Raw genomic sequence first — 25,466 nt, forward strand, 5'->3', positions numbered from 1 at the left:
GGAGCGCGCGACATGACCCGGGGTGGGGCCGACAAGCAAGACGACGGGCCCGAACGGCGCTGCGTCGTGACGGGGGAAACCGGGCCGAAGTCGGGGCTGATCCGCTTCGTCATCGGCCCCGGTGACGTCGTCGTGCCCGACATACTCGAACGCCTGCCCGGCCGTGGCATTTGGGTCACGGCCGAGCGGTCGGTGCTGGAAAAGGCGGTCGCGAAGAACTATTTCACCCGTGCGGCCCGGCGGCCGGTCAACCTGCCCGCCGATCTGGCCGCCGAGACCGAGGCGGTTCTGGCCCGGCGATTGGTCGAGCTGGTATCGCTGTCCCGCAAGGCGGGAGATGCGGTCTGTGGATTCGAGAAGGTGAAGGAATGGCTGGCGCAGGGCCGCGCGAAGGTTCTGCTGCAGGCTTTCGACGGATCGGAGCGCGGGAAATCCAAGCTCTGGACACCCGAGGGCGGGCGCTACTTTAACTGCCTGTCCGCTAGGGAAATCGGTTTGGCATTCGGCCGTGAACATGCGATACACAGCGCGCTTGCGGCTGGCGGACTCACCAAACGTGTTATAGACGAGGCGGCAAGGCTCGCCGGATTGCGCGGGCGGATCGGTGGCAAGACCACCGGGAAGGATACGAAAGACGCATGAGCGATACAGACGGTAAGAAGACCCTAGGCTTGGGTGGCCCCCGTTCGGGGCAGGTGAAGCAAAGCTTCAGCCATGGCCGCACCAAGTCTGTCGTGGTCGAGACCAAGCGCAAGCGTGTTGTGGTGCCGAAGACCGGCGCCGCCGGGGCATCCGGTGGTGGCGCGTCCGGGTCGAAGCCGCATCGCGGCGATCCGTCGAAGCGCCCGGCCGGCATTTCCGATGCCGAGATGGAGCGCCGCCTGAAGGCGCTGCAGGCCGCCAAGGCCCGCGAGGTCGAGGAAGCCGCCGAGCGCGCCGCCGAGGAGAAACGCCGCGAGGAAGAGCGCCAGCGCCGCCGCGAGGAAATCGAGGCGAAGGAACGCGAGGAGCGCGAGCGCGAAGAGGCGCTCAAGGCCAAGCAAGAGGCCGACGCCCGCGCCAAGCAAGAGGCCGAGGCCCGCGCCAAGGCCGCGGCGGCCCCCGCTGCCGCGCCCGTCGCGCCGGAACCGGCGGCCGAACCCAACACCCGCGGCGGGACGGCGAAGGCCTCTCCCGGTCCGCGCAAGACCGACCGCGAGCGCGAGGACCGCGAGCGCGAGAGCCGCGGCAAGGGCAAGGGCGGCGGCGACAACCGCCGCGCCGGCAAGCTGACCCTGACCGAGGCGCTTTCGGGCGAGGGCGGGCGCCAGCGTTCGCTTGCTGCAATGAAGCGCAAGCAGGAAAAGGCCCGCCAGAAGGCGATGGGCATGCCCCAGCGCGCCGAAAAGCAGGTTCGCGACGTGCAGCTGCCCGAGACGATCGTCGTGCAGGAATTGGCCAACCGGATGGCCGAGCGCGCCGCCGACGTGGTCAAGTCGCTGATGAAGATGGGCATGATGGTCAATATGAACCAGCCCATCGACGCCGACACCGCCGAACTGGTGATCGAGGAATTCGGCCATCGCGCCGTGCGCGTATCGGATGCCGATGTCGAACAGGTCATCGCTCAGGTCGCGGACAAGCCAGAAGATCTGCAGCCGCGCCCGCCGGTGATCACGATCATGGGCCATGTCGACCACGGCAAGACCTCGCTTCTGGATGCGATCCGGCACGCCAATGTCGTGTCGGGCGAGGCCGGGGGCATCACCCAGCATATCGGCGCCTATCAGGTGACGACGGAATCGGGGGCGGTGCTGACCTTCCTCGACACGCCGGGTCACGCGGCCTTCACCTCGATGCGCGCGCGGGGCGCCCAGGTCACGGATATCGTGGTTCTGGTGGTGGCCGCGGACGACGCGGTCATGCCGCAGACGATCGAGGCGATCAACCACGCCAGGGCGGCCAAGGTGCCGATGATCGTGGCGATCAACAAGGTCGACAAGCCCGACGCCGATCCGCAGAAGGTGCGCACCGCGCTGCTTCAGCACGAGGTCGTGGTCGAGGCGATGTCGGGCGACGTGCAGGATGTCGAGGTTTCGGCCAAGACCGGCAAGGGCCTGGACCAGTTGCTTGAGGCGATCGCGCTGCAGGCCGAGATCCTGGAGCTGAAGGCCAACCCCGACCGCGCCGCCCAGGGCGCCGTGATCGAGGCGCAGCTGGACGTGGGCCGCGGGCCGGTGGCGACGGTTCTGGTGCAGAACGGCACGCTCAAGCGCGGCGACATCTTCGTCGTGGGCGAGCAATGGGGCAAGGTCCGCGCGCTGATCAACGACCGCGGAGACCGGGTCGACGAGGCCGGGCCTTCGGTTCCGGTCGAGGTTCTGGGCCTGAACGGCACGCCCGAGGCGGGCGACGTTCTGAACGTCGTCGAGACCGAGGCACAGGCGCGCGAGATCGCCGAGTACCGCGAGGAGGCCGCCAAGGACAAGCGCGCCGCCGCCGGTGCCGCCGCGACGCTGGAACAGCTGATGGCCAAGGCCAAGGCCGACGAAAGCGTGACCGAACTGCCGGTGGTGGTGAAGGCCGACGTCCAGGGTTCGGCCGAGGCGATCGTCCAGGCGCTGGAGAAGGTCGGCAACGAAGAGGTGCGCGTGCGCGTGCTGCATTACGGCGTCGGCGCGATCACCGATTCGGATGTCGGCCTGGCCGAAGCATCGGGCGTGCCGATCATCGGCTTCAACGTCCGTGCCAACGCCTCGGCCCGGAACTCGGCCAACCAGAAGGGTGTGGAGATCCGCTATTACAGCGTGATCTACGACCTGGTCGACGACGTGAAGGCCGCCGCTTCGGGTCTGCTGTCGAACGAGGTGCGCGAAACCTTCATCGGCTACGCCGAGATCCGCGAGGTCTTCAAGGTCTCGGGCGTCGGCAAGGTCGCCGGCTGCCTGGTCACCGAGGGCGTGGCGCGCCGTTCGGCGGGTGTTCGCCTGCTGCGCGACGACGTGGTCGTCCATGAGGGCACGCTGAAGACGCTCAAGCGCTTCAAGGATGAGGTCAAGGAAGTGATTTCGGGCCAGGAATGCGGCATGGCCTTCGAGAATTACGAAGACATCCGCACCGGCGACGTGATCGAGATCTTCGAACGCGAGGAAGTCGAGCGTCAGCTCGACTGACCCGCCCAGCGATCGGACCGCGCGCGACAGAACTGCGACGCGCGGTCCTTTTTTGTGCGATAGCCCCTATTCTTGCAGAAGAATCAGGCCCACCGCCTTCGTGCAGGGTGGTATGCGTGCAGGGTGGCGTGGCGCCTGGCCAGGCATCACCACGCATGGGCCGATATTTTGCGCGCCTGACGCCGGGTTGAAGGCGCCACCTAAGGCCAGCGCCAAGGCGGCAGCACATCCTGTCGGGTGCGGCCTTGGCGCAGATCCCGAATTCCGAGATGGAAGAAACTTGCCCGCTTTGCGCCGCGCGCACATGCCTTGCATGCCATGGGCAAGATGTGCATGCCCATTGGCGTGCGATTGCATGGTGGCTTCAGGCAGCCTTCGCCTGAATCGGGTAGCCGACAAAGACCTTGTCGCCGACTTTCACAGCGATCCTGCCATCGGCACAATCGCGCAGAAACGTGCCCTGCACTGAAATATATAGACCAACGGAAATGGTGCGCAGCATGTCTGTTTGCTCCCCCCAGATGAAAACCCGCTCTCTATTAGGACAAGATCGAGCAGGAATCGTTACAAGCGGGTTAATTCCGCTGCTTTTCGGGCAGTCTTGGAAAGATTTCAGACTCAGAGCCAGTCGCGCAGGATCGCAATCAAGGGAATATCGGCGGGCGGCATCGGGTAGTCGCGCAGATCGCTGGCACGAACCCATTTCAGCTGCTGGCCCTCGCGCGGGCGGGGCGTGCCCTGCCAGCGGCGGCAGGCGAACAATGGCATCAGCAGGTGAAAATCGTCATAGGCGTGGCTGGCGAATGTCAGCGGCGCGAGGCAGCTGTCCCAGGTGTCTATGCCCAGTTCCTCGTGCAGTTCGCGGATCAGCGCGGCCTCGGGGGTCTCGCCCGGCTCGACCTTGCCGCCTGGGAATTCCCACAGGCCCGCCATCGACTTGCCCTGCGGCCGCTGCGCCAGAAGCACGCGGCCGTCAATGTCGATCAGCGCGACGGCGGAAACCAGAACCGTCTTCATCTAGGAACGGTAGTCGGCGTTGATGTCGATGTAGCCATGCGTCAGGTCGCAGGTCCAGACGGTGCGCGCCGCGCGGCCCAGGCCCAGATCGACGCCGATCACCAGTTCCGGCTGCTTCATGTAGGCGCTGGCGGCGTCCTCGGAATAATCGGGCACGCGCCAGCCCTTCTCGGCCACCAGGATATCGCCGAAGCGGATCGCCAGACGGTCGCGATCGGCCTTGGCGCCGGATTTTCCGACGGCGGCAACGATCCGGCCCCAATTCGCATCCTGGCCGGCGATCGCGGTCTTCACCAGCGGCGAATTGGCGATCGACATGGCCACCTTGTGCGCGTCGCCCACGCTTTCGGCGCCGGTCACGCGGATCTCGACGAACTTGGTGGCGCCCTCGCCGTCGCGCACCACCTGCTTGGCGAGGTCTTCCATCACCGCGCGCAAGCCTTCTTCGAAGGCTTCGGCACCGGCCGACGCCCGCGTCTCGATCGGCGCGGCCCTGGACTTGCCCGTCGCCGCCAGGATCAGCGCGTCGGAGGTGGAGGTGTCGCTGTCCACGGTGATCGCGTTGAACGTGTCATCCACGCTGCGCGACAGCATCTCTTGCAGCAGATCGGGCGCCACTGTGGCGTCGGTGAAGATGTAGACCAGCATCGTCGCCATATCCGGGGCAATCATCCCCGAACCCTTGGCGATGCCCGCGATGCGGATCTTGCCGCCCTTGCCCCGCACCTCGGCCGAGGCGCCCTTGGGGAAGGTGTCGGTCGTCATGATCGCCCGCGCGGCCTGCTCGATGCCCGCATCCGACAACGCGCCGCGCAGCCCGTCGATGGCCGCGACGATACGGTCATGCGGCAGCGGTTCCCCGATCACGCCGGTCGAGGAGGAAAACACCCGGCTTGCCGGCATGTCCAGCGCCTCGGCCACGGCGCTGGTCACCGCATCGACCGAGGCCTGCCCGGCCGCGCCGGTAAAGGCATTGGCATTGCCCGAATTCACGATGATCGCCGCGCCCGCGCCCTCGGGGACCTGCATCTTCAGCTTGGCCTGGCAATCGTGCACGCAGGCCGCCCGGGTGGACGACCGCGTGAACACCCCGGCAATCGCGGTGCCGGGGCAAAGGCGGGCCAGCATCACATCGGTGCGGCCCGCATAACGCACCCCCGCGGCGGCCGAGGCGAACTCGGCCCCCGCGATGACGGGAAGCGCGGGAAAGCCGCCCGCAGGCGCAAGCGGCGAGACGGGCGGCTTGGCCTTGGCCGGCCTGGCGACGGCGGCGGCGATGGGGGCGGCCTTGACGGCCCCCAGCTGCGCTTGCAGCGCCTTCACCTCGGACCGAAGCGCCTTGGCTTCGGCCTTCCAGTCCCGGTCCTTCTGGTCCTTCTTGGACATCGCGCTTCTCCGCCTGAAGCCTGACCGCCGCCGGTGGGTCGCCCTACCGACGCGCCGCCTTACTGAAGCAAGGTCTGGTTCTTCAGCACCGACGGGTCAATCCCCTTGATGTCCTCGGTCACCTTGGCGCCGTCCTTCAGCTTTGCCAGTCTCTCGGTCACGGCCTTCTTCGCCAGCTCCTGCGACAGTTCCGGCGTCTCCTGGGCCAGCGTCGGCTTCTTGGTCGGGCGCGAGCCCTCGACCTTGATGACGTGCCAGCCGAACTGGGTCTTCACCGGGCCGACGATGGTGCCGACCTTGGCCTTCTCGACGGCCTCGGCGAAGGGCTTGACCATCTGGTCGGGCTGGAACCAGCCCAGATCGCCGCCGTTCTGGGCGGAACCGTCGGTCGAATACTTCTTGGCCAGCGTGGCGAAATCGGCGCCCTTTTCCAGCTTGGCCTTGATCTCCTTGGCCAGCTTCTCGGATTTCACCAGGATATGGGCCGCATGATATTCCGTGGCCGGGGTGAAATGCGCATATTTGGCGTCATAGGCGGCCTTGAGGGCCTCGGGGGTGACCGCCGCCTTCTCGGCCTGGCGCAGCGCAAGCGAGGCGACGAAGGCGCGTTCGGAATTGGCCAGTGCCAACTTGTCGCGCTTGGTCAGCTTGCCCTTCATCGACTGCTGCAGCAGCGTCTGCTGCACCAGCTGGTCCAGGATCCCCTTGAACAGCACCTCGTCGGGCAGTTGCTGATACTGGGCGGGCAGCTGGCTGCGCAGGGCGATCATGTCGCCCAGCGTGATATCGGTGCCATTGACGCTGGCCACCACGGTATCGGCGGCAACCTTGCGGGTCTCGGCAGGCTTCGAGTCGGCCTTGGTGTCGCTCGCGGACGTGTCGGCCGTGGCGGCGGGCTTGGCTGCGGTTTCGGCCAAGGCCGGTCCGGCGGCGAGCGCCGCTGCCAGCGTTGCGCTAAGCCACATTCTTGCCTGTTTCGACATAACTTTCCTTTCCTGCGTTCGCCGCGAGGGTCCGCGACGTTGACACTGTACCGGCAGGCCCTTACATCGCTTGGCGATCATGTCCGGGCCCGGCCGTCCGTCGCACTTCTAAGGAAGGCAGGGCGACGCTACAAGACAGCACCGGACCGGACGCGCCAGAAACCGCCAAGCGGAGACAACATGCTCGGGATCGGAACGCTTGCAAAGAAGGCCTTCGGCACGCCGAATGACCGCAAGGTCAAGGCGACGCGTCCGATCGTCGAGAAGATCAACGCGCTGGAACCCGAGTTCAAGAAGCTCTCGGACGAGGAGCTGATCGCCAAGACCACCGCGTTCAAGGAACGCTATGCGAATGGCGAAAGCCTGGACAGCCTGCTGCCCGAGGCCTTCGCGAACTGCCGCGAAGGTGCGCGCCGGGCCCTTGGCCTGCGGGCCTTCGACGTGCAGTTGCTGGGCGGGGTCTTCCTGCATCAAGGCAATATCGCCGAGATGAAAACCGGCGAGGGCAAGACCCTGGTCGCCACCTTCCCGGCCTATCTGAACGCGCTGGCCGGCCGTGGCGTGCATGTCGTCACGGTCAACGACTATCTGGCCAAGCGCGACGCCGACTGGATGGGCAAGGTGTTCACCCAACTCGGCATGCGCACTGGCGTGATCTATCCCTACCAGCCCGACGACGAGAAGCGCGAGGCCTACGCCGCCGACGTGACCTATGCCACCAACAACGAGCTGGGCTTCGACTATCTGCGCGACAACATGAAATCCTCGGTCGAAGAAATGGCCCAGCGCGATCACTTCTATGCGATCGTGGACGAGGTCGATTCGATCCTGATCGACGAGGCGCGCACGCCGCTGATCATCTCCGGCCCCAGCGACGACAAGTCGGAACTTTACGTCGAGATCGACAAGATCATCCCCGAGGTCACCGAAGAGCATTACACGCTGGACGAAAAGCAGCGCACCGCCACCTATACCGAGGAAGGCAACGAATTCATCGAACGCCGCCTGCACGAGGTCGGCCTGCTGCCGGAACACCAGTCGCTTTACGATCCGGAATCGACGACGATCGTCCACCATGTGACCCAGGCGCTGCGCGCGCATGTTCTGTTCACCAAGGACAAGGATTACATCGTCCGCGACGGCGAGGTGATGCTGATCGACGAATTCACCGGCCGGATGATGCAGGGCCGGCGCCTGTCGGACGGGCTGCATCAGGCGATCGAGGCCAAGGAACATGTCGAGATCCAGCCCGAGAACGTCACCCTGGCCTCGGTGACCTTCCAGAACTACTTCCGCCTCTATGACAAGCTGTCGGGGATGACCGGCACCGCGCTGACCGAGGCCGATGAATTCGACGAGATCTACAAGCTGGGCGTGGTCGAGGTGCCGACCAACCGCCCGATCGCCCGCCAGGACGAACACGACCAAGTCTACCGCACCGAGCGCGAGAAATACGACGGCATCATCGACGCGATCAAGGAAGCCCATGCGAAGGGTCAGCCGATCCTGGTCGGCACCACCTCGATCGAGAAATCCGAAGCACTTTCGGATCTGCTCAAATCCGCCGGCGTGCCGCACAACGTCCTGAACGCCCGCCACCACGAGCAAGAGGCCAAGATCGTCGCCGACGCAGGCAAGTTCGGCGCCGTCACGATCGCCACCAACATGGCCGGCCGCGGTACCGACATCAAGCTGGGCGGAAATGTCGAGATCCAGGTGATGGAGGCGCTCGACGCCAACCCCGACGCCAACCCCGATGAGCTGCGCAAGCAAATCGAGGCCAAGCATGTCGAGGAAGAGAAGAGGGTGCTCGAAGCCGGGGGCCTGTTCGTGCTGGGCACCGAACGCCATGAAAGCCGCCGTATCGACAACCAGCTGCGCGGCCGTTCGGGCCGTCAGGGCGACCCGGGGCGCTCGGCTTTCTTCCTCAGCCTCGAAGACGACCTGATGCGCATCTTCGGCTCCGAGCGGCTGGATTCGGTCCTGTCCCGGCTGGGGATGAAGGACGGCGAGGCGATCGTCCATCCTTGGGTGAACAAGTCTCTGGAAAAGGCGCAGGCCAAGGTCGAGGGCCGCAACTTCGACATCCGCAAGCAGCTGTTGAAGTTCGACGACGTGATGAACGACCAGCGCAAGGTGATCTTCTCGCAGCGGCGGGAGATCATGGAATCCGAGGACCTGGCCGACATCGTCGTCGACATGCGCCGTCAGGTGATCGACGATCTGGTCGACGTCTACCTGCCGCCCAAGTCCTATGCCGACCAATGGGATGTGGAAGGCCTGCACGAGGCCGCGCTCGACCGTCTGGGGCTGGACATTCCGGTGGCCGAATGGGCCGACGAAGAGGGCGTCGATCACGATGTGATGCGCGAGCGGATCTACGAGGCATCGGACGCACTGATGGCCGAGAAGACCGAGGCTTTCGGCACCGAGACCATGCGCAACATCGAAAAGCAGCTGTTGCTGCAGACGATCGACGCGAAATGGCGTGAACATCTTCTGACACTGGAACATCTGCGTTCGGTCATCGGCTTTCGCGGCTACGCCCAGCGCGACCCGCTGAACGAATACAAGACCGAGGCCTTCCAGCTGTTCGAATCCATGCTGAACTCGCTGCGCCTGGACGTCACGCAGCAACTGTCGCGCATCCGGCCGCTGACCGAAGAGGAACAGGCCGAAATGCTGCGCCAGATGGCCGAACAGCAGGGGGCGCTCGAGGCGTCGATGCATGCGGAGGCACCGCCTGATCCCCTAGCGGCGCCGCTGGCCGACCGCCGTGAAGGTTTCGACGAAACCGATCCGTCGACCTGGGGCAACCCAGGTCGCAACGACCCCTGCCCCTGTGGGTCCGGCAAGAAATTCAAGCATTGCCACGGCCGGCTGGTCTAGCCGGGGTTGGGGTGATGCCATGAAAGGGGCGGTGCCGCGGGCTGCGGCGCCGCCCCTTCCATTTTTGGCGTGCGCGATCGTTGGCCGCGAAACAGACCGTTTCCTGACGCGGCATGGCCACGGCCGCGCCGCTTTTCGCCCCTAGCCTTGACGGTATCGAATCATCAGACCGGAGGCAGAGATGAACCTCGTCCGCAAGGTCTCGGTCGTCGCCGCGACCTTTCTGATTGCCGCCGCGACCGGGCAATTCATGCAAAGCACTTTCCACCGCAGCCAGCCTGCGGCGGCACCCGCGCCCGTCACTCCGCCACTGGCCGCACCGGCGGCGAAACCGGCCCAGACTCGGCCGGTTCAGGTCGCGTCGCTAGAGCAGCCGGGCAAGTTGCCGCTGCCCCTGGCGTCGGCGCCGGCGCGGGACGGCGGCTCGATCGATGCGCTGCGCTCGGCGATCCCCGCGATGCAGCCGCTGGCCGGCGCCCTGCCCGCCGCGCTGCGCGGCCCGGCACCGCCGGCACCGGGGGCCACCGCGCGGGCCAAGCCGGAGACCGCCGCAAAGGTCTGTCTTCCCCGCGCCAGCATTTCGGTCGACGAAGGCGCGATCCTTCATTTCCGCCTCGACGCGCCCTGCCACGCGGCGCAGCGGGTGGTGATCCGTCATGGCGGGCTGGCCTTCACCGAATTGACCGATGCCAAGGGCATGCTCGACGTGAAGATCCCCGCGATGCAGGAGGACGCCCGCGTGACGGCGATGTTCGCCGGCAACAAGACCGTCTCGGCCACCACCACGGTGCCGGAGCTGTCCCTTTATGACCGGGTGGCGGTGGAATGGGTCGGCAAGGATTCCTTCGACCTGCACGCGCTGGAATTCGGCGCGGCCTTCGGCAGCGCGGGCGATATCTGGGCGCAGAACCCTGGCTCGGCTACCCCCAACACCACCGCGGTCGAGGGCTTCATGACAGTGCTCGGCAACCGATCGGTGACATTGCCGATGCTGGCGCAGGTCTATACCTATCCGACAGGCCTTTCGACCGAGGGCGGGAAGGTCAAGCTGGTGATCGACGCGGTCATCACGCCCGAGACCTGCGGCCGCGAGATGCTGGCCGAAACCCTGCGCACCCGGCGGGATGCGGCGCCGAAGAAGACCGATCTTTCGGTGGCGATGCCCGATTGCAGCCATCCCGATGGCTACGTCCAGCTGGCCGGCCTGCTGCCGGATATTCAGGTCGCCGGGGAGTAATCGCCAAGGCCTGGGCTTCGGTCCGGCGGGCGGGTTCCTTAGCGCGGCAACGGTCGCGGCCCGCCCTGATCCGCCTGCGGCCTACAGATACCCCTCTGCGCGCAAGCTGACCTCTTGCGCGCGGCCGATGATCAGGTGGTCATGCAACGTGATGCCCAGCACCCGCGCGGCTTCCTCGATCTGCCGGGTCATTGCGATGTCCGCCTCTGACGGGGTGGGATCGCCCGAGGGGTGGTTGTGCACCAAGATCAGCGCGCTTGCATGCAGCTCCAGCGCCCGGCGCACCACTTCACGCGGGTAGACCGGTACATGATCGACCGTGCCTCGGGCCTGTTCCTCGTCGGCGATCAGAACGTTCTTGCGGTCGAGATAGAGCACCCGGAACTGTTCCGTCTGCCGATGCGCCATCGCGGTGTGGCAATAGTCGATCAGCGCATCCCACGATGACAGTACCGGCCGGTGCATGACCCGCGCCCTTGCCAGCCGCTGTGCCGCCGCCTCGATGATTTTCAGCTCTTGCACAACAGCCTGGCCGACGCCGGGCACCTCCTCCAGTCGCCCGACTGGTGCCGATAGCACAGTGTTAAAATCGCCGAATTCCTCTAGCAACCGGCGCGCCAGGGGCTTGACGTCCTGACGCGGGATGGCTCGGAAGAGGACCAGCTCCAGCAACTCGTAATCCGGCACCGCCGCCGCGCCCCCAGCCATGAAACGTTCACGCAGGCGGGCACGATGGTCCTTGATGTAGGAGGGCAACCTGCCTGGCACCAGTACAACTTCCGGCGCCTCGTCCCGGCCGTTGGGGGCGTCGAAAAGTGGCAATGGGGCTTCAGCAAAAGCGCGGGTCATGAACAGAGCCTGCGCCAGCTTGGTAAAGGAAGTGTTAATGCGCGAGGGGTTTCAGCGCATCACCACCTGGGCGCGAAACAGCAACGCCGGGCCCTGAGGGTCCGGCGCTGTGCCCGCGTACTTGGGGAACAATGAAAGGATCAGCTTTTCATACTGTCCCAGAAGCCCTTGACCTTGGAAAAGAAGGACGAGCTTTCGGGGTTGTTGTCTTCGCTGAGCGCGTCGAACTCACGCAGCAATTCCTTTTGTCGGGCGGTCAGGTTCACCGGGGTTTCAACCGCCAGCTCGATCATCATGTCGCCCACTCCGCCGCCGCGCAGCGCCGGCATCCCCTTGCCGCGCAGGCGCATCTGGCGCCCTGTCTGGCTGCCCGCGGGGATTTTCACGCGGCTTCTTCCGCCGTCGATCGTGGGGACCTCGATATCGCCGCCAAGGGCCGCCGCGGACATGCCCACCGGCACCCGGCAGTAGAGGTTCACCCCGTCGCGCTGGAACAGGGCGTGGTCGCGCACTTCGATGAAGATGTAGAGATCGCCCGAGGGGCCGCCGCGCAGACCGGCCTCGCCCTCGCCCGCCAGGCGGATGCGGGTGCCGGTTTCAACCCCGGGGGGGATGTTGACCGAGAGCGCGCGCTCCTTCTCGACCCGGCCGGCGCCGCCGCAGGCCTTGCAGGGGTTCTTGACGATCTGTCCCATGCCCGAACAGGTGGGGCAGGTGCGTTCCACCGTGAAGAAGCCCTGTTGCGCGCGCACCTTGCCCATGCCCGAACAGGTGGGGCAGGTGACCGGTTCCGCCCCGCCTTCCGCGCCCGAGCCGTTGCAGGAGGAACAGGCGACCGAGGCCGGCACGTTGATCGTCTTCTGAGAGCCGGTATAGGCCTCTTCCAGCGTCACGCGCAGGTTATAGCGCAGGTCCGAGCCGCGTTGCGCGCGCCGACCGCCGCCGCCGCGCTGACCCATGAAATCGCCGAAGAGATCCTCGAACACATCCGAGAAGGCCGAGGCGAAATCGCCGTGCCCGCGCGCGCCGGCCCCCATGCCGCCCATGCCGCCATCGAACGCGGCATGGCCGAAGCGGTCGTAGGCTGCGCGCTTCTGATCGTCCTTCAGCGTGTCATAGGCCTCGTTCACTTCCTTGAACTGGGCCTCCGCGTCGGGATTGTCGGAATTGCTGTCCGGGTGCAACGCCTTCGCCTTTTGACGATAGGCCTTCTTTATCTCGTCGGGCGAAGCGCCGCGTTGTAGGCCAAGCACTTCGTAGAAATCGCGTTTTGACATCCGTACCCCTTTCGGGAAATGGCAGGACCGGCCCTGGACAGGCCGGTCCCTCCTGGTCCCGTACGGCCTTTACGACCGCTTCTTGTCGTCGCCCAGATCCTCGAAATCGGCGTCGACGATGTCTTCGTCGACCGAGCGCGGGCCATCTTCCTCGGGCGCCTCGGCACCCTCGGCCTCGGATTGCTGCGCCTTGTAGATCGCCTCGCCCAGCTTCATCGAGGCCTCGGAGAGGTTCTGGATCGCGCCTTTGATCTTGCCGACGTCTTCCGACTTGATGGCCTCTTCCAAGGCACCGACGGCCAGTTCGATCGCTTCCACGGTCGAGGGATCGACCTTGTCGCCATGCTCTTCCAGCGACTTGCGGGTCGAGTGGATCAGGCTTTCCGCCTGGTTCTTGGTCTCGACCAGTTCCTTGCGGCCCTTGTCGGCCTCGGCGTTCTCCTCGGCGTCCTTGACCATCTGGTTGATCTCGTCATCCGAGAGACCGCCCGAGGCCTGGATCGTGATCCGATGCTCTTTGCCGGTGCCCTTGTCCTTGGCGCTGACGCTGACGATGCCGTTGGCGTCGATGTCGAAGGTCACCTCGATCTGCGGCATGCCGCGCGGGGCGGGCGGGATGTCTTCCAGGTTGAACTGGCCCAGGATCTTGTTGTCCGCGGCCATCTCGCGCTCGCCCTGGAAGACGCGGATGGTCACCGCGTTCTGGTTGTCCTCGGCGGTCGAGAAGATCTGCGACTTCTTGGTCGGGATCGTGGTGTTGCGGTCGATCAGACGGGTGAACACGCCGCCCAGGGTCTCGATCCCCAGCGACAGCGGGGTGACGTCCAGCAGCACCACGTCCTTGACGTCGCCCTGCAGCACGCCGGCCTGAATGGCCGCGCCCAGCGCCACCACCTCGTCGGGGTTGACGCCCTTGTGGGGCTCTTTCCCGAAGAACTTGGTGACCTCTTCCACGACCTTCGGCATCCGCGTCATGCCGCCGACAAGCACGACTTCGTCGATATCGCTGGTCGACAGGCCGGCATCCTTCAGCGCGGCCTGGCAAGGCTTCATCGAGGCCTTGATCAGATCGCCCACCAGGCTTTCCAGCTTGGCGCGGGTCAGCTTCATGACCATGTGCAGCGGCGTGCCCGAATCCTTGTCCATCGAGATGAACGGCTGGTTGATCTCGGTCTGGCTGGAACTGGAAAGCTCGATCTTCGCCTTCTCGGCCGCTTCCTTCAGACGCTGCAGCGCCATCTTGTCCTTGGTCAGATCGACGCCGTGCTCTTTCTTGAACTCGTCCGCCAGGTAGTTGACGATCCGCATGTCGAAATCTTCGCCGCCCAGGAAGGTGTCGCCGTTGGTCGACTTCACCTCGAACAGGCCGTCGTCGATTTCCAGGATGGTGATGTCGAAGGTACCGCCACCAAGGTCATAGACGGCGATGGTCCTCGACTCCTTCTTGTCCAGGCCATAGGCCAGCGCGGCCGCGGTCGGCTCGTTGATGATGCGCAGCACCTCAAGCCCGGCGATCTTGCCGGCGTCCTTGGTGGCCTGACGCTGGGCGTCGTTGAAATAGGCGGGCACCGTGATGACGGCTTGCGTCACCTTCTCGCCCAGATAGCTTTCGGCGGTTTCCTTCATCTTCTGCAGGATGAAGGCCGAAACCTGCGCGGGAGAGAATTTCTCGCCCCGGACCTCGACCCAGGCGTCGCCGTTGCCGCCATCGACGATGGCATAGGGCACCAGCTTCTTGTCCTTCTCGACCTCCGGGTCGGTGGTGCGGCGGCCGATCAGGCGCTTGACCGCGAAGATCGTGTTCGACGGGTTGGTCACTGCCTGACGCTTGGCCGACTGGCCCACCAGACGCTCGGAGTCGGTGAAACCGACGATCGAGGGCGTCGTGCGCGCCCCTTCGGAATTCTCGATCACCCGCGGCTGCGATCCATCCATGATGGCGACGCAAGAGTTCGTCGTGCCGAGGTCGATCCCGATAACTTTAGCCATTTGTCTTCCTCTTCATTCGGCGATGTCTTGGGGCCGGATCCAAATGCGGCCTCCACCCCTATCCCAAGTAGACGGCGCGTGTCCGCCCTAGCTTCCTGGCGTATATAAGGAGGGGTCCGGGGGCCTGCAAGCGCCTCGGGGGCGCGAAAATCGGGGTGTTGCGTTGAAATATACGAAGGATTTGGGCCTCTCGGCCGGGGCGCCGCGACCGACGGTCGTGACACGCGGCGTCGCGATCTGGCCCGGCTGGCTTGACCGTGCCGCGCAACAGGCCCTGGTCTCCGATCTGCGCACGGTGATCCGCGCCGCGCCGCTGTTCTCTCCGATCACCCGCTGGGGCAGACCGATGAGCGTGCGGATGACCTCGGCCGGGCGTTACGGCTGGTATTCGGATCGGCGCGGCTACCGCTACGAGCGCCGCCACCCCGCGGGCGCCGACTGGCCGCCGATCCCCGCCCCCGTGCTGGAGATCTGGCGCACCATCGCGGGCCCCGGCCGCGACCCCGATTGCTGCCTGATCAACCTGTATCGCGACGGCGCAAGAATGGGCCTGCACCAGGACCGCGACGAGGCCGACTTCTCCTTCCCGGTGGTCTCGATCAGCCTGGGCGACGACGCGCTCTTTCGCATCGGCAATGTCGAACGCGGCGGCAGCACGGAAAGTCTCTGGCTGCATTCGGGCGATATCCTGGCCATGGGCGGCACCGCCCGCCTGATCCACCACGGCGTCGATCGCACCCGCCCCGGCAGCTCCGACCTGCTGGAAGGCGGCGGCCGCATCAACCTGACCCTGCGGGTCGTGGACTAGGCCAGCCTCTTCATCTTGGCCGAAATACTCCGGGGGTGCAGGGGGCAGAGCCCCCGCCCGCCGCGATCTCAATCTGGCGCCAGCATGTAGCCCGCGCCGCGCACCGTCTGCAGATAGCGCGGCTGTTTCGGATCGGTCTCGATCTTGCGGCGCAGGCGGGTGATCTGCACATCCACCGCCCGGGCCGAGGCCTGGCCGTCGTCGCGCCCCAGGTCGGCGACCAGCTGCTCGCGGCTGAAGGCCTCGCCGGGCTTGGCCGCGAAGATCCGCATCAACGCCGATTCCGTCGCCGTCAGCCGCACCAGTTCCTGTCCCGACCACATCTCTCCGCGCTCCACGTCATAGCGGACGGGCCCCAGATGCAGGAACTTCGGCCCCTGCTCGGCCTGACGCGCGGCCGGGACGCGACGCAAGATCGCATTGATCCGCAACAGCAATTCCTTCGGCTCGAAGGGCTTGGGCAGGTAATCGTCGGCCCCCGCCTCGAACCCCTCAATGCGATTTCCCGTCTCGGCCTTGGCGGTCAGCAACAGGATCGGCGTGCTGCCTTCGCGCCGCAGCCAACGGGTAAAGGTGATGCCATCCTCGCCGGGCATCATCACGTCCAGGACGATCAGGTCGAATTCCAACCCGCCCAACAGCGCCCGCGCATGTGCCGCCGACCGCGCCGCCGTCACCCAGAACCCGTTGCGCATCAGGAACTTCTGCAGCAAGCCGCGAATGCGTTCGTCATCATCGACGATCAGCAGATGAATATCGGCGCCATCACTCATGCGCTGCCGTCTTTCAGCGATTGGTACTGCCGCCGCATCTCTGGCTCCATCATCGCTTCCAGAACCTGACGAAAGCCGGCAACCGCAGCCGGACCTGCGGTGCGATAGGCCGCGCGCATCCGCCTTCGCTGGGCCTCGGACAAATCATGTTCCAACCCAGCGCCCTTCGCGGTGAGAAACAGATGTCGCTCGCGCTTGTCCCGGCGTCCGACTCGGCTTTCGACCAGACCGTCCTCGATCAACGTGCGCAAGACACGGTTCAGCGACTGCTTGGTGACGCCCAGGATCGCCAGCAGGTTGTTCACCGTGGTGCCCGGACTGCGCCGAATGAAATGCAATGCCCGATGATGCGCGCGTCCATAGGCGTAGTTTTCCAAAATCCGGTCCGGATCCGCGGTAAACCCGCGATAGGCGAAAAACATCGCCTCGATGCCCCTGCGCAGCTGATCATCGGTCAGGAATAACAGATTCTCGCCGCTGCTTGGGCCCGGGCCTCCCTCTGCCATATTCGTCCTCACTCTTCACATTTTTTGGGCATTCTGGGAATTTTATGTCAGTCTTGTTGACTTTCCAAGAATCAATTGCTAGCGACGTGCAGTTTTTGCGCAACTTTATGTCCGATGTGGACCTAAGCGGCGCAACTTTCGCAAAACCCCTTGGGGACGGAGGACGCAATGGCCGGCTCGTATGACGACCGCGACGGAAAGATCTGGATGGATGGCAAGCTGGTGGAATGGCGCGATGCCAACGTGCATATCCTGACGCATGGGCTGCACTATGCCTCGTCGGTGTTCGAGGGCGAACGCTGCTATAATGGCAAGATCTTCCGCGGCCACGATCATTCCGTGCGCCTGCGCCGCTCGGCCGCGCTGCTGGATTTCGAGATCCCCTTCACGGCGGAAGAGATCGACGCCGCCAAGGAAGAGATGCTGAAGGCCAACGGCTGGCGCGATGCCTATGTCCGCTGCGTGGCGTGGCGCGGCACGGGGGAAGACATGGGGGTGTCCGCCAAGCGCAACCCGGTGCGGCTGGCGATCGCGGGCTGGGAATGGGGCAATTACTACGGCGACGCGAAGATGAAGGGCGCCAAGCTGGATATCGCCAAGTGGAAGCGGCCCTCGCCGGAAACCATCCCGACCTCGGCCAAGGCCGCGGGGCTTTACATGATCTGCACGATGTCCAAGCACGCGGCCGAGGCCAAGGGCTACTCGGACGCACTGTTCATGGATTACCGCGGGCTGGTGGCCGAGGCGACCGGCGCAAACATCTTCTTCGTCAAGGACGGCGAGGTGCACACGCCGCTGCCCGATTGTTTCCTTGACGGCCTGACCCGGCAGACGGTGATCGGCATGCTGAAGGACCGCCAGATCAAGGTGCACGAACGCCATATCGAACCCGCAGAGATGGAAGGTTTCCAGCAATGCTGGCTGACCGGCACCGCGGCCGAGGTCACCCCGGTGGGCCAGATCGGCGATTATAATTTCGAGGTCGGCGCGCTTACTCGCGAAATCTCGGAAGGCTACGAGAAGCTGGTGCGCAGCTAGGCAAACCTGCGCGGTGGCAAAAGCCCCGGTGCGACGCCCCGCGCGACATGCACCGGGGGCGCCAGATGGAGGCGCGGCACGACAGCCGCGCCTCAAACGTGGCGACCGCGCCCGATGCGCGCGTATTCCGCGACCCTGACATCGCGCGCGGCTCGGTCGGGCGCGCGGCGTGTCAGCGCCCGTATCGTCGGGTGGCTGCCCTCGCCGCCCTGTTCGCGCGCAAGCCGCGCGAACTGCATCACGCGGACTCCGCCCGAAGGCGTCCGATGGTCGATGGGATGACGGCTCATGGTTACCTCCTCCATGTCTGTCGGGCGCCCACCTTAGCACGAGTCGCGCCCCAGGCGAAATCATCCCCCCGCCGCCAGCCGTGTCACCGCCCAGCGCGCGGCCTCGGCCACGGTTTCGCAGGGATCTCCGATCTGCGCCCGCGCGGCGCCCGCAAGCGACCGATCGCCGGAATTCCCGATCGCATACAGGACATTGCGCAGGAACCGGTCGCGCCCGATGCGCTTGATCGGCGAGCCGGAAAACCGCGCGCGAAAGGCCGCCTCGTCCAGCCCGGCCAGCTCGGCCAACGGCGGCGCGCCCACCTTGCCGGCATAGCGCGTCTCACGCGCGACGGCCGCGAACTTGTTCCAGGGGCAGACGGCAAGACAATCGTCGCAACCATAGATCCGGTTGCCCATCAGCGGGCGCAACTCCGGGTCCACCGGTCCCTTGTGCTCGATCGTCAGGTAGGAAATGCAGCGCCGCGCGTCCAGGACAAACGGCGCCGGAAAGGCGCGCGTCGGGCAGATCTCCAGACAGGCCCGGCAGGATCCGCAATGCTCGGTCTCGGGGGGGTCGGCGGGCAGATCCAGCGTGGTGAAGATCGCGCCCAGAAACACCCAGTTGCCGAAGTCGCGTGACAGCAGATTGGTGTGCTTGCCCTGCCAACCCAGCCCGGCCGCCTGCGCCAGCGGCTTTTCCATCACCGGCGCAGTGTCGACGAACACCTTGATCTCGCCGCCGCCGGCCTCGATCAGCCAGCGCCCCAACCGCTTGAGCCGCTTCTTCACCAGATCATGGTAATCGCGCCCCTGGGCATAGACGCTGACCGCCCCGCGGTCGCGCGCCTCCAGCACCGCCAGCGGATCGCCTTCGGGCGTGTAGCTTTCGGCCAGCATGACCACGCTTCTCGCCTCGGGCCAAAGCGCGGCCGGATCCCCACGCCACCCCATCCGCTCTGCCATCCAGCCCATCTGGCCATGCATCCCGGCCCCTACGAAGGCCTCCAGCCGCGCCGGCGCCTGCGGGATCGCATCTGGCCGGCACACGCCCATCGCGACGAAGCCCTCGTCAATGGCCCGCGCCTTCAGCCTGTTCTTGAGGTCCGCGAACATCTTCCCCCCTTCATCTTGGCGAAAATACTCCACGGGGGTGCGGGGGTGTGAAACCCCCGCCGCCGATCTCAGAAATCGAGATCCGCGTAATGGCTGGGCTGCGGGAATCCCGGCACCTGGTCGGCCAAAAGCGTGCGGAAGGCCGGGCGTGACTTGATCTTCGCATACCAGTCCTTCACCGCCGCGCTGCGATTCCAGTCCACATCCGAAATATAGTCGAGCGAGGACAGATGCGCCGCGGCGGTGAAATCGGCCAGCGTCATCGCGTCGCCCGCCAGCCAGCGCCGCTGCTCCAGCAGCCAGGTCATGTAATCCAGGTGATACTTGATCTTCTGGGCACCCATCTTGACGTTCTTCGAATCCGGATAGCCCTGTTTCATCACCTTCTTGTTCACCCGCTCATACAGCAGCTTCGACGTCACCTCGTTGTGGAACTTGTCGTCGAACCAGGCGCACAGACGCCGCGCCTCGTATCGGCCTTCGGGGTTGCGCGGCATCAGCGCGGGGTCGGGAAACTTCTCTTCCAGATACTCGCAGATCGCCTGGCTTTCCGACAGCACCCGTCCCTCCAGCCGCAGGACCGGTACCTTGCCGGCGGGATTGCGACGCAGGAAGTCTGGGGTCGGTTCCCAATAGCGTTCCTCGATCAGTTCCACCTCGATGCGCTTTTCGGCCAGCGTCAGACGCACCTTGCGGCAGAACGGAGACAGCGGCGAATGGAACAGGCGATTCATGGGCAACCCTCGTGACGTGACCTTCGTGGCGCGATGCTCGTGACGGGCAGGTCCGGTCTTCTTCGCGGATCGCCGCGCCGATTTCAATGCTCGAAACAGGCGGCGCGGCCGTCGGCCTCGATCGTGGCGGCGCCGCTGCGGATCTCCGCCGCCCGTTGACGCATCCAGCGCGTGGGCTTGGCCGGGTCGCGGTGCTTGGGGTCGGGCAGCACGCTGGCCAGAAGCGCCGCCTGCTCGGGGGTGATCTTGTTCGGCTCGACCTGGAAATAACGCGCGGCGGCGGCGGTCACGCCGAAGGTGCCGTCGCCGAATTCGGCCATGTTCAGATAGACTTCCAGAATTCGGCGTTTCGACCAGGTCAGTTCCAGCACCGGGGTCAACAGCGCCTCCAGCGCCTTGCGCGGCCAGTTGCGGCCTTGCCAGAGAAAGACGTTGCGCACCACCTGCTGGTCGATGGTCGAGGCCCCGCGTTTCGCCCCGTCCTTGATCGCGGCGCGGATGGCGCTCAGGTCGAAGCCCCAGTGCAGGCAGAAATTCGCATCCTCCGCCGCCACGACAGACCGCGCCATCACCGGCGAGATATCGCGCAACGGGGTCCAGCGGTGTGTGACCGCCCCCAGCCGCCGGGTTTCCGAGGCCATGTAGAAATCGGTGGGCGGATTGAAGAACCGCCCCAGTGCGACGATCAAGACCACGGGCACGATAACGGCCAGCGCGATTCGCCAACCGTTACCGCCGCGGCCGCGCTTCTTGCGCCTTGCACTGCTCTTTGTCTTCGCCATGCCCGTCCCTTTGTTCCTAATTCGCGGGCAGGCAGGGACAGGTCAACCCGGAAATGCGCCGCGGCGCCGGTCCTCGGGGAAGACCGGCGCGCGAAGCGGGTCACGCGGGCAGCGCTGCCTATTGCGCTGGCATCGCCGCCTCGGCCTCGTCCGAAAGCGGATGCGACAGATGCGGCAGCATCTCCTTCGGGCAGACCTGCAGGAAATTGGCGCGCTCGGCCTCCCAATGCGACAGGATCTCGGCGGCGCGGCGGCTACCGGTTTCCCCGGCGTGGCGCTGGATCAGTCCCTTCAGCTCGGCCTCCCAATGGGGCTGGGTCACGGCGCAGGTTACCAGCGTGTCGAGGTTCATCATCTCCTCGGCGGTGCCCTCGGGGTCGTAAAGATAGGCCATGCCCCCGGTCATGCCGGCGCCGAAATTGGCGCCGATCGAGCCCAGGATCACCGCCACCCCGCCGGTCATGTATTCGCACCCGTTCGAGCCGCAGCCCTCGACCACCACCTTCGCGCCCGAGTTGCGCACCGCGAAACGCTCTCCCGCGCGTCCGGCGGCGAACAGATAGCCGTCGGTCGCGCCGTAAAGCACGGTATTGCCGATGATGGTGTTTTCCGACGCCGCCAGCGGCGACACCATCGGCGGGCGCACCACGATCAGCCCGCCCGAAAGCCCCTTGCCAACGTAATCGTTCGCATCGCCCGAGACCTCCAGCTTCAGCCCGGGCGCCGCGAAGGCCCCCAGCGACTGCCCGCAGGATCCGGAAAGTTTCACCGTCAGATGGTCGGGCTGCAGGTTGTTGCGCATCCCGAACTTGCGCACGATGTGCGACGACGCGCGCGTTCCGATGGTGCGGTGGGTGTTCCGCACGGCATAGGAAAGCTGCATCTTCTCGCCATCCTCGAAGAAGCGCGCGCCGTCGCGGATGATTTCCGCATCCAGGGTGTCGGGCACCGCGTTGCGGGGTTTGGAGCGGTCGTAGATGATCTTCGACGCGCCATCGACGGTGATCAGCAGCGGGTTCAGATCCAGATCGTCCAGATGCGCGGCGCCGCGGCTGACCTGGGTCAGCAGATCGGCGCGGCCGATGATCTCGTCCAGGCTGCGCGCGCCGATCGAAGACAGGATCTCGCGCACCTCCTGGGCGTAGAAGGTGATCAGGTTCACCACCTTGTCCGCGGTGCCGGTGAACTTCTGCCGCAGCGCCTCGTTCTGGGTGCAGACACCCACCGGGCAGGTGTTCGACTGGCACTGACGCACCATGATGCAGCCCATGGCGATCAGCGCGGCGGTGCCGATGCCGTATTCCTCGGCCCCCATCATCGCGGCGATGACGATATCGCGCCCGGTGCGCAGGCCGCCGTCGGTGCGCAGCGTCACCCGGTCGCGCAGGTTGTTCATCGCCAGCACCTGATGTGCCTCTGTCAGGCCCATTTCCCACGGCAGACCGGCGTATTTGATGCTGGTCGCCGGGCTGGCCCCGGTGCCGCCGTTATGGCCCGAAATCAGGATCACGTCGGCCTTCGCCTTCGCCACGCCCGCCGCGATCGTGCCGACGCCCGAGGCGCTGACCAGCTTGACCGTGACCTTGGCGCGCGGGTTGATCTGCTTGAGGTCATAGATCAGCTGCGCCAGATCCTCGATCGAATAGATATCGTGGTGCGGCGGCGGGCTGATCAACGTGACGCCCGGCGTCGAATGGCGCAGCCGCGCGATCAGCTTGGTGACCTTCATGCCCGGAAGCTGCCCGCCCTCGCCGGGCTTGGCGCCCTGGGCTACCTTGATTTCCAGCTCCTCGCAGGCATTGAGGTATTCCGCCGTCACCCCGAAACGCCCCGAGGCCACCTGCTTGATCTTCGCCGACGGGTTGTCGCCGTTGGCCTCGGGCAGGAAATGCGCCGGATCCTCGCCGCCCTCGCCGCTGTCGGACTTGGCGCCGATGCGGTTCATCGCGACGTTCAGCGTCTTGTGCGCCTCGGGCGACAGCGCGCCAAGGCTCATGCCCGGCGTGACGAAACGCTTGCGGATCGAGGTGATCGATTCCACCTCGTCGATCGGCACGGCGCGGCCCAGCGGCTTGATGTCCAGCAGGTCGCGGATGTGGATCGGCGGATTCGACCGCATCGCGGCGGAATATTGCTTCCAGATGTCATAGCTGGCGCGGTCGCAGGCCGATTGCAGCATGTGCATGGTCTGCGCTTCCCAGGCGTGGTTCTCACCCGCGCGCCGCGCCTTGTAGAAACCGCCAATCGGCAGGATGTTGGTGCCCGAAAGCCAGCCCCTGGCGTGGATTTCCTCGGATTTGTGCTGGATGCCGTGCACCCCGATGCCCGAGATCCGGCTGTGCATGCCGGGGAAATATTCCGCCACCATGGCGCGCGACAGGCCCACCGCCTCGAAGTTCAGCCCACCGCGGTAGGACGAGATGATCGAGATCCCCATCTTCGACATGATCTTCAGCAGGCCCGCGTCGATCGCGTCGCGGTAGCGGCGCATCGCGTCCACCAGGGTGCCTTCCAGCAGCCCGCGCTCGATCCGGTCGGCAATGCTGTCTTGCGCCAGATAGGCGTTCACCGTGGTCGCGCCGCAGCCGATCAGCACCGCGAAATAATGCGGGTCGATGCATTCGGCCGACCGCACGTTGACCGAACAGAAGGTCCGCAGCCCCTTGCGCGTCAGCCACGAATGCACCGCGCTGGTGGCCAAGATCATCGGCATCGCGACCTTGTCCTTGCCCTGCTCCATGTCGGTCAGCACCAGATGGCCCGCGCCCGATCGCACCGCGTCCTCGGCCTCGGCGCGGATGCGTTCCAGCCCCAGGCGCAGCGCGTCGTGATGGCCGCCCGCCGGGAAGGTGCAATCTATGAAGGCCACGCTCTCGCCGAAGACGCGCACCAGCTCGTTGAACTCGGCATTGGCGATGAACGGGCTTTCCAGCACCAGTATCTCGGTCTGGCTGCTGTCCTCGTCCAGCACGTTCTTGAGGTTGCCGAACCGGGTCTTGAGGCTCATGACCCGGTTTTCGCGCAGGCTGTCTATCGGCGGGTTGGTAACCTGGCTGAAGTTCTGGCGGAAGAAATGGCTCAGCGGGCGGTACATCTTCGACAAAACCGCTGCGGGCGTGTCGTCGCCCATCGAGGCGATCATCTCCTTGCCGTCTTCGGCCATCGGGACAAGAACTTGCTCCAGCTCTTCAAGACTGTAGCCCGCGGCGATCTGACGGTGGCGCAGGTCTTCGCCGCTGAATAGATGGGTCTCGGGAACGTCGCGCAGGCCCTCATTCAGATCGGTGATCTTTTTCAGCCATTCGGCATAGGGCTGGGCATTGGCCAGCCGGTCCTTCATCGCACGGTCGTGGTAAAGCTTGCCTTCGGCCATGTCGACGGCGATCAGCTGCCCCGGCCCCAGCGCGCCCTTTTCGCGCACGGTGCTTTCATCGACCGGCACCATCCCGGCCTCGGACCCGGCGATCAGCAGCCCATCGCCGGTGACCACATAGCGCATCGGCCGCAGGCCGTTGCGGTCAAGCCCGGCGCAGACCCAGCGGCCATCGGTCATCGCCAGCGCCGCGGGGCCGTCCCAGGGCTCCATGACCGAGTTGCAATAGGCATACATGTCGGCCCAGGCCTTGGGCATCTCGCCGGTGGCCTTCGACCAGGCCTCGGGCACCAGCATGGTCTTGGCCATCGGCGCCGAGCGGCCGGCGCGCACCATCACCTCGAAGACCGAATCCAGGGCGCCGGAGTCAGAGGCCCCGGCGGGCACGATCGGCTTGATGTCCTCGGCCCATTCGCCGAAGGTCGCGGAAGCCATGCGGATCTCATGGCTTTTCATCCAGTTGACGTTGCCCTTCAGCGTGTTGATCTCGCCGTTATGGGCAAGCATGCGGAAGGGCTGGGCCAGCCACCATTGCGGGAAGGTGTTGGTGGAATAGCGCTGGTGATAGATCGCGAAAGCGCTCTCGAAGCGTTCGTCCTTCAGGTCCGGATAGAATTCCGCCACCTGTTCCGCCAGCATCATGCCCTTGTAGATCAGCGACCGGCACGACAGCGAACACAGATACAGCGCCGGCACCTGGGCCGCGATCGCGGCCTTCTCGATCCGGCGGCGGATGATGTAAAGCTCGCGCTCGAACGCCTCGTCGTCGATGTCCTTTTCGTTGCGGATCAGGATTTGCTCGATCTCGGGGCGGGTGGCGTTGGCCTTTTCGCCCAGCACTTCGGTGTTCACCGGCACGTGGCGCCAGCCGTAGATGTAGTGGCCCATCCGCAGCACTTCGGTTTCCACGATCGTGCGGCAGCGTTCCTGCGCGCCGAAATCGGTGCGCGGCAGGAACACCTGCCCCACGGCGATCAGCTTGGCGGTATCGGGTTCGTGTCCGGTGCGGCGGATCTGGTCATAGAAGAACGGCGCCGGGATCTGCACATGGATGCCCGCGCCGTCGCCGGTCTTGCCGTCGGCATCGACGGCGCCGCGGTGCCAGACGGCCTTCAGCGCGTCGATGCCGTGCTGCACGACCTTGCGGCTGGGCTTGCCCGACAGCGACACCACTAGGCCGACCCCGCAAGAGGCATGTTCGTCCTCGGCCCGGTAAAGCCCGTTCTCGGCCATGTAGGCACGCTTGGCTTCTTCCGCGGCCACCCAGGATTGGTCGAATTCGGTCATG

At 65.5% G+C, this 25,466-nt stretch carries 20 protein-coding genes; 6 read left to right on the top strand and 14 right to left on the bottom strand.

The genetic code is table 11. The features are described from left to right. The first annotated feature begins 12 nt into the window (after nt 1–12). Together BLV97_RS04425 and infB are read left to right on the top strand one after the other, a co-directional pair. Entirely contained in the window at nt 13–642 is a 630-nt protein-coding gene (locus BLV97_RS04425; RefSeq protein WP_035842467.1) for an RNA-binding protein, read from the top strand. Continuing rightward, entirely contained in the window at nt 639–3,152 is a 2,514-nt protein-coding gene (infB, locus tag BLV97_RS04430; protein WP_035842470.1) for a translation initiation factor IF-2, read from the top strand. The genes BLV97_RS04425 and infB overlap by 4 nt, the downstream gene beginning before the upstream one ends. 364 nt (nt 3,153–3,516) lie before the next feature. Here the strand turns inward: infB and BLV97_RS21145 are convergent, their stop codons facing one another. From BLV97_RS21145 to BLV97_RS04445, 4 genes are all read right to left on the bottom strand, one after another. Next, a complete protein-coding gene (locus BLV97_RS21145) occupies nt 3,517–3,654 on the bottom strand; it encodes a hypothetical protein (protein WP_176992631.1) in 138 nt (45 codons plus the stop codon). 116 nt (nt 3,655–3,770) lie between these two features. After that, on the bottom strand, nt 3,771–4,169 hold the full coding sequence (mutT, locus tag BLV97_RS04435; protein ID WP_035842473.1) for an 8-oxo-dGTP diphosphatase MutT: 399 nt from the start codon (nt 4,167–4,169) through the stop codon (nt 3,771–3,773). Continuing rightward, entirely contained in the window at nt 4,170–5,555 is a 1,386-nt protein-coding gene (argJ, locus tag BLV97_RS04440) for a bifunctional glutamate N-acetyltransferase/amino-acid acetyltransferase ArgJ (RefSeq protein ID WP_035842474.1), read from the bottom strand. 59 nt (nt 5,556–5,614) lie between these two features. Beyond that, nucleotides 5,615–6,520, bottom strand: coding sequence for a peptidylprolyl isomerase (locus tag BLV97_RS04445; protein ID WP_244520964.1), 906 nt, complete (start codon nt 6,518–6,520; stop codon nt 5,615–5,617). Nucleotides 6,521–6,718: 198 nt separating this feature from the next. Here BLV97_RS04445 and secA point away from each other — a divergent pair, with 198 nt between their 5' ends. Beyond that, complete coding sequence (secA, locus tag BLV97_RS04450) at nt 6,719–9,427, top strand: preprotein translocase subunit SecA (RefSeq protein ID WP_035842477.1); 2,709 nt, start codon at nt 6,719–6,721, stop codon at nt 9,425–9,427. Between the two features lie 181 nt (nt 9,428–9,608). Further along, nucleotides 9,609–10,664 (top strand): hypothetical protein, encoded by a 1,056-nt coding sequence (locus tag BLV97_RS04455; protein ID WP_035842480.1) that lies wholly within the window; start codon nt 9,609–9,611, stop codon nt 10,662–10,664. Between the two features lie 81 nt (nt 10,665–10,745). On the opposite strand, the gene radC is transcribed toward BLV97_RS04455, so the two are convergent. From radC to dnaK, 3 genes are all read right to left on the bottom strand, one after another. After that, on the bottom strand, nt 10,746–11,513 hold the full coding sequence (gene radC / locus BLV97_RS04460; RefSeq protein WP_035842481.1) for a RadC family protein: 768 nt from the start codon (nt 11,511–11,513) through the stop codon (nt 10,746–10,748). 140 nt (nt 11,514–11,653) lie between these two features. Then, the gene (gene dnaJ / locus BLV97_RS04465) at nt 11,654–12,790 is read right to left on the bottom strand and encodes a molecular chaperone DnaJ (RefSeq protein ID WP_035842483.1); all 1,137 of its coding nucleotides are present in this window, start codon (nt 12,788–12,790) and stop codon (nt 11,654–11,656) included. Nucleotides 12,791–12,859: 69 nt separating this feature from the next. Continuing rightward, a complete protein-coding gene (gene dnaK, locus BLV97_RS04470; protein WP_035842485.1) occupies nt 12,860–14,779 on the bottom strand; it encodes a molecular chaperone DnaK in 1,920 nt (639 codons plus the stop codon). A 163-nt stretch (nt 14,780–14,942) separates the two neighbouring features. Here dnaK and BLV97_RS04475 point away from each other — a divergent pair, with 163 nt between their 5' ends. After that, the gene (locus tag BLV97_RS04475; RefSeq protein ID WP_244520965.1) at nt 14,943–15,587 is read left to right on the top strand and encodes an alpha-ketoglutarate-dependent dioxygenase AlkB family protein; all 645 of its coding nucleotides are present in this window, start codon (nt 14,943–14,945) and stop codon (nt 15,585–15,587) included. 68 nt (nt 15,588–15,655) lie between these two features. On the opposite strand, the gene BLV97_RS04480 is transcribed toward BLV97_RS04475, so the two are convergent. Both BLV97_RS04480 and BLV97_RS04485 read right to left on the bottom strand, forming a co-directional pair. Then, complete coding sequence (locus BLV97_RS04480) at nt 15,656–16,360, bottom strand: response regulator (RefSeq protein ID WP_035842489.1); 705 nt, start codon at nt 16,358–16,360, stop codon at nt 15,656–15,658. Beyond that, a complete protein-coding gene (locus BLV97_RS04485) occupies nt 16,357–16,866 on the bottom strand; it encodes a MarR family winged helix-turn-helix transcriptional regulator (RefSeq protein WP_035842492.1) in 510 nt (169 codons plus the stop codon). Before BLV97_RS04485 ends, BLV97_RS04480 begins: the two co-directional genes overlap by 4 nt. A gap of 168 nt (nt 16,867–17,034) precedes the next feature. Between BLV97_RS04485 and BLV97_RS04490 the strand changes: the two genes are divergently transcribed. Continuing rightward, a complete protein-coding gene (locus tag BLV97_RS04490; protein WP_035842494.1) occupies nt 17,035–17,904 on the top strand; it encodes a branched-chain amino acid aminotransferase in 870 nt (289 codons plus the stop codon). A 92-nt stretch (nt 17,905–17,996) separates the two neighbouring features. On the opposite strand, the gene BLV97_RS04495 is transcribed toward BLV97_RS04490, so the two are convergent. The 5 genes from BLV97_RS04495 to gltB all read right to left on the bottom strand — a co-directional run bounded on the left by BLV97_RS04495 (nt 17,997) and on the right by gltB (nt 25,465). Next, nucleotides 17,997–18,194 (bottom strand): hypothetical protein, encoded by a 198-nt coding sequence (locus tag BLV97_RS04495; RefSeq protein ID WP_035842497.1) that lies wholly within the window; start codon nt 18,192–18,194, stop codon nt 17,997–17,999. 60 nt (nt 18,195–18,254) lie between these two features. Further along, nucleotides 18,255–19,289 carry a tRNA epoxyqueuosine(34) reductase QueG gene (queG, locus tag BLV97_RS04500; protein ID WP_035842499.1) on the bottom strand — a complete coding sequence of 345 codons (1,035 nt, stop codon included), beginning with the start codon at nt 19,287–19,289 and terminating at the stop codon, nt 18,255–18,257. 68 nt (nt 19,290–19,357) lie between these two features. Beyond that, nucleotides 19,358–20,023 carry an FtsZ-binding protein FzlA gene (fzlA, locus tag BLV97_RS04505; protein ID WP_035842502.1) on the bottom strand — a complete coding sequence of 222 codons (666 nt, stop codon included), beginning with the start codon at nt 20,021–20,023 and terminating at the stop codon, nt 19,358–19,360. A gap of 83 nt (nt 20,024–20,106) precedes the next feature. Next, nucleotides 20,107–20,805, bottom strand: a complete 699-nt coding sequence (gene mtgA / locus BLV97_RS04510) for a monofunctional biosynthetic peptidoglycan transglycosylase (protein ID WP_035842505.1) — start codon at nt 20,803–20,805, stop codon at nt 20,107–20,109. Nucleotides 20,806–20,923: 118 nt separating this feature from the next. Beyond that, nucleotides 20,924–25,465 carry a glutamate synthase large subunit gene (gltB, locus tag BLV97_RS04515; protein ID WP_035842508.1) on the bottom strand — a complete coding sequence of 1,514 codons (4,542 nt, stop codon included), beginning with the start codon at nt 25,463–25,465 and terminating at the stop codon, nt 20,924–20,926. Nucleotide 25,466 lies beyond the last annotated feature (1 nt).

Source organism: Allgaiera indica (assembly GCF_900106675.1).
In the GTDB taxonomy this organism is placed as follows: Bacteria; Pseudomonadota; Alphaproteobacteria; order Rhodobacterales; family Rhodobacteraceae; genus Acidimangrovimonas; species Acidimangrovimonas indica.

Coding starts and splice junctions, on each gene's coding strand:
- BLV97_RS04425 (WP_035842467.1), top strand. CDS start 13: ATGACCCGGGGTGGGGCCGACAAGCAAGACGACGGGCCCGAACGGCGC.
- infB (WP_035842470.1), top strand. CDS start 639: ATGAGCGATACAGACGGTAAGAAGACCCTAGGCTTGGGTGGCCCCCGT.
- BLV97_RS21145 (WP_176992631.1), bottom strand. CDS start 3,654: ATGCTGCGCACCATTTCCGTTGGTCTATATATTTCAGTGCAGGGCACG.
- mutT (WP_035842473.1), bottom strand. CDS start 4,169: ATGAAGACGGTTCTGGTTTCCGCCGTCGCGCTGATCGACATTGACGGC.
- argJ (WP_035842474.1), bottom strand. CDS start 5,555: ATGTCCAAGAAGGACCAGAAGGACCGGGACTGGAAGGCCGAAGCCAAG.
- BLV97_RS04445 (WP_244520964.1), bottom strand. CDS start 6,520: ATGTGGCTTAGCGCAACGCTGGCAGCGGCGCTCGCCGCCGGACCGGCC.
- secA (WP_035842477.1), top strand. CDS start 6,719: ATGCTCGGGATCGGAACGCTTGCAAAGAAGGCCTTCGGCACGCCGAAT.
- BLV97_RS04455 (WP_035842480.1), top strand. CDS start 9,609: ATGAACCTCGTCCGCAAGGTCTCGGTCGTCGCCGCGACCTTTCTGATT.
- radC (WP_035842481.1), bottom strand. CDS start 11,513: ATGACCCGCGCTTTTGCTGAAGCCCCATTGCCACTTTTCGACGCCCCC.
- dnaJ (WP_035842483.1), bottom strand. CDS start 12,790: ATGTCAAAACGCGATTTCTACGAAGTGCTTGGCCTACAACGCGGCGCT.
- dnaK (WP_035842485.1), bottom strand. CDS start 14,779: ATGGCTAAAGTTATCGGGATCGACCTCGGCACGACGAACTCTTGCGTC.
- BLV97_RS04480 (WP_035842489.1), bottom strand. CDS start 16,360: ATGAGTGATGGCGCCGATATTCATCTGCTGATCGTCGATGATGACGAA.
- BLV97_RS04485 (WP_035842492.1), bottom strand. CDS start 16,866: ATGGCAGAGGGAGGCCCGGGCCCAAGCAGCGGCGAGAATCTGTTATTC.
- BLV97_RS04490 (WP_035842494.1), top strand. CDS start 17,035: ATGGCCGGCTCGTATGACGACCGCGACGGAAAGATCTGGATGGATGGC.
- BLV97_RS04495 (WP_035842497.1), bottom strand. CDS start 18,194: ATGAGCCGTCATCCCATCGACCATCGGACGCCTTCGGGCGGAGTCCGC.
- queG (WP_035842499.1), bottom strand. CDS start 19,289: ATGTTCGCGGACCTCAAGAACAGGCTGAAGGCGCGGGCCATTGACGAG.
- fzlA (WP_035842502.1), bottom strand. CDS start 20,023: ATGAATCGCCTGTTCCATTCGCCGCTGTCTCCGTTCTGCCGCAAGGTG.
- mtgA (WP_035842505.1), bottom strand. CDS start 20,805: ATGGCGAAGACAAAGAGCAGTGCAAGGCGCAAGAAGCGCGGCCGCGGC.
- gltB (WP_035842508.1), bottom strand. CDS start 25,465: ATGACCGAATTCGACCAATCCTGGGTGGCCGCGGAAGAAGCCAAGCGT.